The 11,086-nt window shown below is 43.1% G+C and carries 9 protein-coding genes and 1 pseudogene; 2 read left to right on the top strand and 8 right to left on the bottom strand.

Going from position 1 to position 11,086, the window contains the following annotated elements; genetic code table 11:
• Window positions 1-287: 287 nt before the first annotated feature.
• The 4 genes and pseudogenes from recJ to LH47_RS05085 all read right to left on the bottom strand — a co-directional run.
• Window positions 288-2,216: pseudogene (gene recJ, locus LH47_RS05100) on the bottom strand (single-stranded-DNA-specific exonuclease RecJ); the annotation flags it as partial.
• Between the two features lie 53 nt (window positions 2,217-2,269).
• Entirely contained in the window at window positions 2,270-3,160 is an 891-nt protein-coding gene (locus LH47_RS05095; protein WP_084221250.1) for a cation diffusion facilitator family transporter, read from the bottom strand.
• A gap of 84 nt (window positions 3,161-3,244) precedes the next feature.
• A complete protein-coding gene (gene secDF, locus LH47_RS05090) occupies window positions 3,245-5,491 on the bottom strand; it encodes a protein translocase subunit SecDF (RefSeq protein WP_043965285.1) in 2,247 nt (748 codons plus the stop codon).
• Between the two features lie 95 nt (window positions 5,492-5,586).
• Window positions 5,587-5,859, bottom strand: a complete 273-nt coding sequence (locus tag LH47_RS05085) for a post-transcriptional regulator (RefSeq protein WP_043965282.1) — start codon at window positions 5,857-5,859, stop codon at window positions 5,587-5,589.
• 91 nt (window positions 5,860-5,950) lie between these two features.
• Between LH47_RS05085 and spoVB the strand changes: the two genes are divergently transcribed.
• Window positions 5,951-7,474, top strand: coding sequence for a stage V sporulation protein B (spoVB, locus tag LH47_RS05080; RefSeq protein WP_043965279.1), 1,524 nt, complete (start codon window positions 5,951-5,953; stop codon window positions 7,472-7,474).
• Here spoVB and LH47_RS05075 read toward each other — a convergent pair whose 3' ends face one another.
• Complete coding sequence (locus LH47_RS05075; RefSeq protein ID WP_043965278.1) at window positions 7,475-8,122, bottom strand: DUF421 domain-containing protein; 648 nt, start codon at window positions 8,120-8,122, stop codon at window positions 7,475-7,477. It lies immediately after the preceding gene.
• Window positions 8,123-8,212: 90 nt separating this feature from the next.
• On the opposite strand from LH47_RS05075, the gene LH47_RS05070 reads away from it, so the two are divergent.
• Window positions 8,213-8,587, top strand: a complete 375-nt coding sequence (locus tag LH47_RS05070) for a TIGR04086 family membrane protein (RefSeq protein WP_043965276.1) — start codon at window positions 8,213-8,215, stop codon at window positions 8,585-8,587.
• 24 nt (window positions 8,588-8,611) lie between these two features.
• Here LH47_RS05070 and yajC read toward each other — a convergent pair whose 3' ends face one another.
• From yajC to queA, 3 genes are read right to left on the bottom strand one after another with little or no spacing between them, the layout of a single operon-like run.
• On the bottom strand, window positions 8,612-8,875 hold the full coding sequence (gene yajC / locus LH47_RS05065) for a preprotein translocase subunit YajC (protein WP_043965275.1): 264 nt from the start codon (window positions 8,873-8,875) through the stop codon (window positions 8,612-8,614).
• A 14-nt stretch (window positions 8,876-8,889) separates the two neighbouring features.
• Window positions 8,890-10,029 (bottom strand): tRNA guanosine(34) transglycosylase Tgt, encoded by a 1,140-nt coding sequence (tgt, locus tag LH47_RS05060; protein ID WP_043965274.1) that lies wholly within the window; start codon window positions 10,027-10,029, stop codon window positions 8,890-8,892.
• Between the two features lie 20 nt (window positions 10,030-10,049).
• The gene (gene queA / locus LH47_RS05055) at window positions 10,050-11,081 is read right to left on the bottom strand and encodes a tRNA preQ1(34) S-adenosylmethionine ribosyltransferase-isomerase QueA (protein WP_043965272.1); all 1,032 of its coding nucleotides are present in this window, start codon (window positions 11,079-11,081) and stop codon (window positions 10,050-10,052) included.
• Between the last annotated feature and the right edge of the window lie 5 nt (window positions 11,082-11,086).

The following is an 11,086-nucleotide window of genomic DNA, read 5'->3' as shown; positions in this document are numbered from 1 at the left end:
CTCCAAAAGGGCCGCCAACAAGACAGCGAACACCTTTTGAAGAGTTCTGACTAATTGTTCCTCCAGCTCTTTTAATAAAGGCCATTCTGTGGTAAAATGTTTCATGGACTCTCTCCCTCCTGTTTTATTGATGTTGGTCATCACCATCATAGCAGGGAGAGAGTCCTTTTTGCATGACATTTGCTTTTTTCTACCGCGCTTCGCTTGGTGGCCCCGACGAGCGTCGCGAACAAAAGTTCGCAACCCTCGTCGGGGAATCATTCCTGAATGTCACCCACAAATATTTTACTCACACAAACTTTAACGATTTGTTGCGACGGAGGTAAGTCAAGAAGGACGACATACTTTCCACTCACATCAATCGCCGCTTCTTGTTCGCTTTGCACATAAACAATTTCATTAGCGTATGCGGACAATTGCAACTCATCTGCAGTGTCGCGATGAAAGGCAACAAACAACCGCTTTTCTTTCGGAAGCGATGCCATGAACTTGCTCGGTTGACGAATATGACGGACATCAAACAGCTGCCACTCATTGACAGCTATATCTTGAATCATTAATTGTGGTTTGCGAAAGTTATTCCATTCGTTAATAGACAGCTCTCCCACAACCGAAAGACGAGCGTTCGGTGCAATTTCATCACCAATATGTCCAAAGCCAAATCCGATCGCTTCTAACGTTTTTCCATCTTCAACCAACAACAACTTCAAATGACTTTGATCTGTTCCAATTTTTCGTAACGTATCAAGCTGCACACGTTCGAGAAGAACACGCGGTTTCGGATTCCCCATACCAAACGGTGCAAGCCGATTCATTTGTTCAATTAATTCAAGTGAAACGTCCGAGATCGAACAACATACATCGACATGCGTGACAGGAACGAAATGTTCAGGAGTTAGCTGTTGCTTCGCCGCCTCGTTTAGACGGTGACGTAATTCATCTACATCATGTAAAGAAAGCGTCATCCCCGCAGCCATCGGATGTCCACCAAAATGCGGTAAAATGTCGCGGCAGTTTGACAAATTGGCAAATAAATCGAACCCCTCAATGCTGCGCGCTGATCCTTTCGCAACTCCCTTTTCTTGATCTATACTTAAAACGATCGTCGGGCGGTAAAATCGTTCCACTAATCGAGAAGCAACAATGCCGATGACACCGACATTCCATCCTTCTTTCGCTACAACTAACACGCGGTCGTCGACATAATGTTGTTCAACGAGTTGAATCGCCTCTTCTGTTATGTCGTTTACGAGTTGCTGACGCTCGCGATTCATCATATCAATTTGTTCAGCGAGCGTGTCCGCCTCATGCACATCTGTCGTCAACAATAACTGCACAGCAGGATCGGCGCAATCGAGACGTCCGGCCGCATTAATACGTGGACCGATCATAAACGCAATCGTATCTTCTGTCACCGCCGTATGAGATACGCCACATTGTTTACAAAGCGCCTGTAAGCCAAGGCGGTTCGTTTGCCGAAATTGTTCAATGCCTAACCGAGCAAATAAGTGATTTTCATCTTGAAGCGGAACGAGATCGGCAATCGTCCCGATCGCGACGACGTCCAGCCATTCATAAGGCACGCGTCCGATAAGCGCATGAGCGAGTTTGAATGCTACACCGACGCCAGCTAAATGTTTAAACGGATAATTTGGACTAATTTTCGGATGGATCGTCGCATACGATTCAGGAAGCACAGGACCCGGTTCGTGATGATCGGTAATAATTAAATCGATGCCAAGCTGTTTTGCTACGTTCGCTTCATGCAAAGCAGAAATGCCTGTATCGACTGTAATAATTAGTGAGACACCTTGTTCTTTTGCAAGCCGAAACGCTTGTTCATTCGGACCGTATCCTTCTGAAAAGCGGTTCGGAATGTAAAAAGAAACATTCGCTCCTTTTTCTCGTAACGCACTTACCATCACGACTGTACTACTTACTCCATCGGCATCGTAATCGCCGAAAACGAGAATATGTTCACCTTTTGTAATCGCTTTCTCTATTCGCTCAACCGCTTTTTGCATATCGTTTAACAAAAATGGCGAGTGAAACGATTGTCTTTGCTCAAAAAAAGAACGGGCGGCTTCAACGGTATCGTAGCCGCGGCTAACAAGCAATGTAGCAACGAGCGGAGCTATATGTAACGCTTGCGCAATCATTTGCACTTGTTGCGCATTTACTTGTTTCATGTTCCAGCGGGTTTTCGATGCTAACATGTCATTCACCCCTCAACCTTTTTATTATACAAAACAATAGGCTAAGGGGCAATTTATTCATCGTATGGATTAATATGCACCATCACATTATGCACTTGTGGAAATGACAATAACTTTTCTTTCACTTTTTTTCCGATATCATGTGCTTCTAAAACCGTTAAGTGTGGCGACACGGCAATTTTTAAGTCAACAACAACATAATGACCGTGCTGACGAGCATAAAGCGAGTCAATACGCTTCACTTCTGAAAATGACAAAACGGCTTCGCGCAAGCTCATCGTTTCTTCCTCATGCCACACGTGGTCAAGTGCATGATGAATCGATTCCGCCCCTAACTTCCACGCCATTTTTAAAACGAGAAGGGAAACGAGAAGCCCAGCAACAGGATCAGCGTAAATAAGCCAACGAATGTCGATATTTTGTCCAACAATGGCAGCGACGATGCCGATGAGAGCAGCAAGCGACGAAAGAACGTCTGAACGATGTTCATACGCGTTAACGATAATGGCATCGCTTTTAATTTTTTTCCCTAACGCATACTTGTAGCGAAACATCGCTTCTTTCACAACGATCGATAAAATAACAGCATATACAGCGATCATTTTTGGCGGTTCAATTGGATGAAAAAATGAAGAAAAAGAAGATGTTCCAATTTCTATTCCGACGAAAAAGAGCAAAACCGCGACAATAATGGCAGCAATTGATTCAGCTTTTCCGTGTCCATACGGATGATCGTCATCCGGCGGCTGTTTCGCCGCACGCAAGCCAATCCATACGGCAAATGATCCTGCCACATCAGATGCGGAATGTACCGCATCGGCAATAAGCGCCTTACTGTTTGCGATCATTCCGATCCACCCTTTAATTACCGCCAGAATAATGTTGCCGACAACACCAACCATAGCGGCAAATTGAGCCTGCTGAAAGCGTGTTTGTTCATTCACCCCATTCGCTTCCTTTCCCTTTTGTTTTTCTTTATTGTATCCTATTCACTTCATGAAAAAACGTCGCGGCATGCGCCACGACGTTTATACTTCTGGTTCTGCTTCCCACTGCTCGCGTTTTTGCTTTCCTTTTTTCAATTGTTTCGATTTCCAAATGAGCCATAATTGTGCTGCAATAAAGAGCGAAGAATATGTGCCTGAAATTAAACCAGCAAGCAACGCAAAGGAGAAATTGCGAATCGCTTCACTACCGAACAATAAAAGGGCGACAACGGTAAACACAACGGTTAATATCGTATTTACAGAGCGACCAAATGTTTGTTGCAATGCTTTGTTGACGACATCTTTTAAATCATCGACCGTTTTTACTGTCCGCTTTTTCATTAAATAACGAATGCGGTCAAACGTCACGATAGTATCATTAATTGAATAACCGACGATCGTTAACACAGCGGCAATAAACGTTAAGTCGACTTCTAAACGCGTCAAACTAAAGAAAGCAATGATGAAAAACGCATCGTGCAACAGCGCAACAATGGCTGCAATCGCCATATACATCTCAAAGCGAACGGTGACGTAAATAATGATCCCGATCGACGCAATGAGTACAGAAATAAATGCATTGCGCGCTAGTTCTTTTCCGACCGTTGGCGATACCGTGCTTACGTTTGGCTCGATGCCATATTTTTCTTTAAAATGCGATTTCAACTGTGAAATTTCTTTTTGGTCAAGTACACCGAGAAAACGTACAATCGCCATCTCGTTGTTATTGCCTGACAGAACAACATCTTTCGGCTTAAGACGTAATTCACTTAATTCCTGCCTCACTTCTTCTGTTGTGAGCGGTTTTTCACTCATTAAATCGACGCGCGTTCCGCTTGAAAAATCAATGCCTAAATTTAATTTAGCGGTCAATAATAACACGAGTCCAATAACGATCATCGCTCCTGAAATCATGAAAAATAGTTTGCTTCGTTTAACAAAATCAAGACGTGCAAATTTTGTCGGAACGTCTGTATCATCTGTTACTTTCGCAATATCTAATATATCTCTCGAATTGACGCCAAAATAATGCGGTTTTTTATCGAATAAGCGGCTCTTCACGAGCAAGCCGAGCAAGAGACGAGTACCATATACTGCTGTAATAAAGCTCGCTAAAATGCTAATGATGAGCATCGTTGCAAATCCTTTTACAGAGCTCGTCCCGTATACAAACAGAACAATACCAGCAATGATTGTTGTAATGTTTGCGTCTAAAATCGTGCCAAAAGAACCGCGATTTCCGATGCGGTACGCTGACATAAGCGATTTTCCGAGCTTTAACTCATCTTTTATTCGCTCGTATGTAATAATATTTGCATCGACTGCCATTCCAACCCCAAGAATGAGTGCAGCAATTCCCGGTAACGTCAATACACCGTTCATCCAATCAAAGACGAGCAAAATAAGGTAAATATATACGCTTAATGTAACGACTGCAACAATCCCAGGCAAGCGATAGAAAACGAGCATAAATAAAAAGACGAGCGCAATACCAATGATTCCTGCAAAAATCGTTTTTTGTAATGCTTGCTCTCCAAACTGTGCACCTACCGATGTTGAATAAATTTCTTTTAATTCCACAGGAAGCGCTCCCGCATTTAACAAATCCGCTAATTGTTTCGCTTCTTCAACGGTAAAGTTTCCAACGATAGAAACGTCCGTCTGGTTGAACACTTCATTCACTTGGGCGGCCGAAATAAATTTCGGATGCTCTTTTTCTACTTCTTTTGCGTATGAGTCAACGCCTTCCTCAAAATCAAGCCAAATGACAAGCACATTATTTGGTGCCATGCTCAATACTTTTTGTGTCACTTCTTTAAACTTGTTTGCATCTTTTAATTGAATCGCAACACTCGGTTTCCCTCTATCATCAAACGTTTGCTTTGCGCCTCCTTCAACGAGGTCGCTTCCATCCATCAATACGTTATCATGTACGTCGCGAAACGTTAATTTCGCCTCTGTAGATAAAATTTCGCGCGCTTTATTTTGATCTTTCACCCCCGCTAACTGAACGCGAATGCGATCGTTTCCTTCTACATCAATGCGCGGTTCGCTTACTCCAAGCACGTTAATGCGTTTATTTAATGCGCTTACCGTGCTAAGCAATACATCTTTCGTAATTTTTTCTCCTTCTTTTGTCGGCTTCACTTCGTATAAAATTTCAAAACCACCTTGCAAGTCTAAGCCGAGTTTAATATTTTTGACAATTTTCTCTGCTGTCGTTCCCATCATGCCGCCTAGTAAAACGACAAGAAGGAAAAAAGCAATGATGCGACTACGTTTTACCATAAAAATCCTCCTCTATTCTGGACGCTGCCAGAATTTTTACCAACAAAACAAATTATGAATGACAGTACACTTTCTGTCAATTTCCAAACGAACAATTAAAACAATTGTTCTAACTCCGAAAGCCCTTCTTCCGTAAACCAAAGATCGTGCTTTTGTTCCTTTGCGACAATATACGCCATATAGTCGCTTGTACGCAATGATAAAATGTCGTTCACGAGCTCAAATAGACGCTTTTCTTCTTTATTTTTCTTCCATTTTTTCACCATTAAACAATTCCATACGTCTTCAATCGTCGCTTGTTCATAGCCGAGCAACTTCAACTCATCCACTTTACTTTGTAACGCTGGCATTAATTGTTTACGATCCATATTCGTCTCCCCCATTTTGTCATGCTTGGCCAACATGTGCATATATTTCATTGTATAAAAGATGACCTCATTTGAGAAGGTAGGGAGGAACATGTCCAAATTTTTGAAAGGGACGATGATTTTAATTGTTGCGGGATTGTTGACGCGCATACTTGGCTTTATTAATCGCATCGTTGTTGCTCGTCTCATCGGTGAAGAAGGGGTAGGTTTATATATGATGGCTGTGCCGACGCTCGTATTAGCGATTACAATTACGCAGTTCGGCCTCCCAGTCGCCATTTCAAAGCTCGTTGCTGAAGCGGAAGCGGTAGGCGATAAACGAAAAGTGAAAAAAATATTAGTCGTATCTTTGTCTATTACCGTCGTTTTAAGTTTCATCTTTTTCCCAGCGCTACTAGCCATCGCACCGATTCTTTCTAACACGTTATTTACAGATGCACGCGTATATTATCCGCTCGTTGCGCTTGCGCCGGTCGTCCCAATTGTCGCTGTTTCTTCCGTTTTACGTGGTTATTTTCAAGGAAGACAGGAAATGAAACCGTATGCGTATTCCCAATTGCTTGAACAGGCGGTGCGCATTACGCTCATTGCTGCTTTTACGACCTCTTTTTTGCCGTACGGTATCGAATATGCCGCAGCGGGCGCGATGATTTCTGCCGTCGTTGGCGAGCTTGTCTCCCTCATTTATTTGTTTATTACATTTAGACGAAAAAAGCCGATTCGCATTCGATACCGTTTTTTTGCGTACGTCAAACAAGGGAAAGATACGTTTGTTTCGCTGATGCGCATCGCTGTTCCAACGCTCGGAAGCCGGATGATTGGGTCGATTGCATGGTTTTTTGAACCGATCGTCGTGGCACAAAGTTTAGCGCTCGCCGGCATCACTGCAACCAATGCGACAAAACAATACGGGGAGCTTACCGGATATGCGCTCCCCCTTTTAATGCTCCCATCGTTTATTACATACGCGCTCGCCACTTCGCTCGTTCCAGCAATTAGCGAAGCTGCTGCCCAAAAACAACACCGTTTAATTGAATACCGGTTGCATCAAGCGGTACGGTTGTCGCTTTTCGCTGGGGGATTGTCCATTGTCGTGTTGTACGTATTAGCAGAAGAAATCATGCACCTCATGTATGGGGCTAATCAAGCAGCAATCTTTGTCAAAGTCATGGCACCGTTTTTTATCTTTTACTACTTACAAGGACCGTTGCAAGCTGTATTGCAAGCGCTTGATCTAGCAAAAGAAGCAATGACAAATAGCCTCATCGGTGCCGTCGTAAAAACAGCGCTTATTTTTTGGCTCGCTTCACAACCGTCGCTCGGCATTATGGGGGCTGCGCTAGCCATTACTGTCGGCATGATGATTGTCACGTTATTACATGCTGCTACAATCGTTAAAGCGATTTCGCTTACTTTATATATCAAACAATATGTCGCTCATTTCGCCGTTATCGTTTCCGTTGCAGCAATTGGACATATGCTCGTTCCGATTTTGCCGTTTTCATTGCTTATGAAAACGATTGTTGTCATCATAATGATGACGGTCATATATGTCGTTCTTGCACAATCGTTTCGTTTAATTGAAAAAGATGAATTTCGCCAATTGTTTCGTTAATCATTCATCTTTTTCATCAATATAGAACGTCCCATTTTCATATGTACAATAAGAAATATGCTCAATTCGTTCATATCCGCGCTTTTTTAGTTGCTTGATTAACCATGCGGGCGTTTGATCGATCAATGTTAAATGTTCTTCTTGAATGACACCGTCTTTAATGAGAGGCAAAGCTAAAGACGGTGTTTTCTTTTTTCCTTTGTCTTTTTCAAATACAGACAGTTTGCCAGACGGCTCTAAAATGGCAAATTCAACGTCCGCAATGTTTTTAATATTTTTTTCACGCAATTGAATAAGCAAATCATCAAAATTATACCGTTGCTTTCGCATCGCTTTTTCATCAATTTTTCCGTTGTTAATAATGACGGTCGGTGATCCATCAACGAGATGCCGAAACGCTTCGCTTTTTAAAGAAAAAAATGCAAAAGCAATTTGGGCGATTGTCAATACAATCATCGGAACGAGCGTATGAAAAATCGGATCTTTCGGTTGCTCGATCGCAATGACCGCCATTTCCCCAATCATAATAAAAACAACTAAGTCTAAAATGCTCAACTCCCCAATTTCCCTTTTCCCCATGATGCGAAAAATAAATAAAATAGCTACGTACAACAGTAACGTTCGCAAAATAATCGTGACGTACTCCACCTTTATTCCTCCTCGTTTGTTCTACGTTTTTATTCTAAACAAATGGACAATGGAATATGTTTGTACTAAATGTAGTAAGGAGGGATAAGGATGATTCGCGCTATTTTGCATGGGGTCGTGACAATTTTTATAAGCGCCATCATAGGCAGTTTTATATTTGCCCTTTTATTGAAGCTGACAAGTTATGATGAAACGTCATTGCAATGGGTCATGCACGGTCTCGCATTTTTATCATTATTTTTCGGTGGGTTTATTGCAGGTGGAAAAGGGAAAGAACGCGGCTGGATGCTTGGTGGAGCAACGGGTGCCATCTTTACAACTATCATTTTTTTATTTCAATTTCTCGGAATGGACCAAACGTTTTCGATTGAACAGTGGGGATACCACGTCGGTTTTCTCATTACTGCCATGATCGGTGGCATCATTGGTGTCAACGTCGCCACATCTCGTTCACGAAGCGCGTAAAAATAAGACAGGCAGCAACCTGTCTTATTTTTCATTCACGACTTCACGAACGGCCGCACGGTCGTATGTAAGACGCGAACCGTCACCCGCGCGAATGACGACCGTATTTTCATCGAGCGAATCGATGATGCCGTGCAATCCGCCAATCGTAATGACTTTATCTCCTTTTTGCAAGTTCGCCTGCATTTGTTGAACAGCTTTTTGGCGTTTTTGTTGCGGGCGAATGAGCAAAAAGTAAAAAATCGCAAAGACTAAAATAAGTGGTAGTAAGCTTGCTAACGTTTCCATATTTTCACCCCTTTCTAAAAGTTTTTTGCATTCGGCGCATGAAAGCCGTATTGTTCAAAAAACTGCTCACGGAAATCACCGAGACGATCTTCTCGAATCGCTTGTCGAACTTGCTCCATTAATTTTATCAAAAAGTAGACGTTATGGTAAGACGTAAGACGAATGCCAAACGTTTCATCACATTTAATTAAATGGCGAATGTACGCGCGTGTGTAATTTCGACACGTATAACAGTCACAGTTCGGGTCAAGCGGTGAAAAATCACGTGCATATTTTGCGTTTTTAATGACGACGCGGCCTTCGCTTGTCATGACCGTTCCGTTGCGACCGATGCGCGTCGGTAAGACGCAGTCAAACATGTCAATGCCGCGGATCGCCCCGTCGATGAGCGAATCTGGTGAACCGACACCCATTAAATAACGCGGCTTATTCGCTGGCAATAACGGCGTTGTAAATTCTAATACGCGGTTCATCACATTTTTCGGCTCGCCAACAGACAAGCCGCCGACTGCGTATCCCGGAAAATCGAGCGACACTAAATCTTGCGCACTTTGTTTGCGTAAATCTTCAAACTCTCCGCCTTGCACGATGCCAAATAAACCTTGTTCATTCGGGCGCTGATGTGCTTTTAAGCATCGCTCTGCCCATCGGCTTGTCCGTTCGACAGATTGCTTCATATACTCATACGTCGCAGGATACGGTGGACATTCATCAAACGCCATCATAATATCCGACCCGAGCGCATTTTGAATTTCCATCGCTTTTTCTGGCGATAAAAATAATTTATCCCCATTCAAATGATTTCGGAAATATACGCCTTCTTCTTCAATGCGACGAAATTCGCTTAAACTAAACACTTGGAACCCGCCAGAATCTGTTAAAATCCCGCGGTCCCAATTCATAAATGAATGAAGACCACCCGCTTCTTTGACGATCTCATGTCCTGGTCGAAGCCATAAATGATATGTGTTACTTAAAATGACGCCCGCTCCCATTTCTTTTAATTCTTCAGGCGAAAGCGTCTTTACTGTCGCAAGTGTACCGACAGGCATAAACATCGGTGTTTCAAACGATCCGTGTGGCGTATGAAGAATACCGAGACGCGCCCCTGTTTGTTTACATGTTTTAATGAGTTCGTAACGAATTGGTGTCACGTATAGTCCCCTTTCTCAACTTATATAATAAGCATTGCATCGCCGAAGCTAAAAAATCGGTAACGCTCTTTCACCGCTTCTTCGTAAGCTCGCAACACATGCTCCCGACCAGCTAGCGCGCTCACGAGCATAATGAGCGTTGACTTTGGTAAATGAAAATTTGTAATCATTCCATCAATCGCTCGAAATGTGTAGCCAGGATAAATAAAAATATCCGTCCAACCGCTTTCAGCAACAAATGTGCCATCGTGACGAGAGGCAATTGTTTCAAGCGTGCGTGTCGATGTCGTCCCAACGGCGATGATGCGCCCTCCTTTTGCTTTCACATCGTTTAGCAAGTTTGCTGTTTCCTCTGTCATTTGATAAAACTCAGCATGCATATCATGTTCTTCAATATGTTCTACGTTCACAGGGCGAAACGTACCTAAACCGACATGCAACGTAATAAAGACAATATGCACTCCTTTTTTTTGCACATCTTCAAGAAGTTGTTGTGTAAAATGCAACCCAGCCGTCGGTGCTGCAGCTGATCCAGCTTCGCGAGCATAGACGGTTTGATATCGCTCTCGGTCATCGAGCTGTGCTTTAATGTATGGCGGAAGCGGCATTTCCCCAAGCGACTCAAGCACTTCAAGAAACATGCCCTCATATGAAAACGAAAGAATGCGCCCGCCGTGCTCTAGCTCAGCTACACATTCCGCGCGTAAGCGCCCATCACCGAACGAAAGCGTCGTTCCAACTTTCACACGTTTAGCGGGCTTAACAAGCGTTTCCCATTGATCTCCATCAACCTGTTTTAATAAAAGCACTTCAATGTGCGCCCCTGTTCCTTCTTTTTCTCCATACAATCGCGCTGGCAATACGCGCGTATCGTTTAAAACGAGGCAGTCTCCTTCTTTCAAGTACGATAAAATGGAACGAAACGTCGGTTCGTGTGCGATTTCGCCTGTTCGTTTATTCAATACCATTAAGCGCGACGATTCGCGATTTGGAAGCGGTGTTTGAGCAATAAGTTCTTCCGGTAAATGAAAATCAAATAAATCTACTTTCATGTCCA

The sequence above is a fragment of the Anoxybacillus thermarum genome, assembly GCF_000836725.1.
GTDB classification, from domain to species: Bacteria; Bacillota; Bacilli; order Bacillales; family Anoxybacillaceae; genus Anoxybacillus; species Anoxybacillus thermarum.
This window is presented reverse-complemented; position numbering and strand designations above follow the sequence as displayed.

What these genes read in the sequence shown, in the direction of transcription:
- secDF (WP_043965285.1), bottom strand. Translation starts at nt 5,491, where the DNA reads ATGGTAAAACGTAGTCGCATCATTGCTTTTTTCCTTCTTGTCGTTTTA.
- LH47_RS05085 (WP_043965282.1), bottom strand. Translation starts at nt 5,859, where the DNA reads ATGGATCGTAAACAATTAATGCCAGCGTTACAAAGTAAAGTGGATGAG.
- spoVB (WP_043965279.1), top strand. Translation starts at nt 5,951, where the DNA reads ATGTCCAAATTTTTGAAAGGGACGATGATTTTAATTGTTGCGGGATTG.
- LH47_RS05070 (WP_043965276.1), top strand. Translation starts at nt 8,213, where the DNA reads ATGATTCGCGCTATTTTGCATGGGGTCGTGACAATTTTTATAAGCGCC.
- yajC (WP_043965275.1), bottom strand. Translation starts at nt 8,875, where the DNA reads ATGGAAACGTTAGCAAGCTTACTACCACTTATTTTAGTCTTTGCGATT.
- queA (WP_043965272.1), bottom strand. Translation starts at nt 11,081, where the DNA reads ATGAAAGTAGATTTATTTGATTTTCATTTACCGGAAGAACTTATTGCT.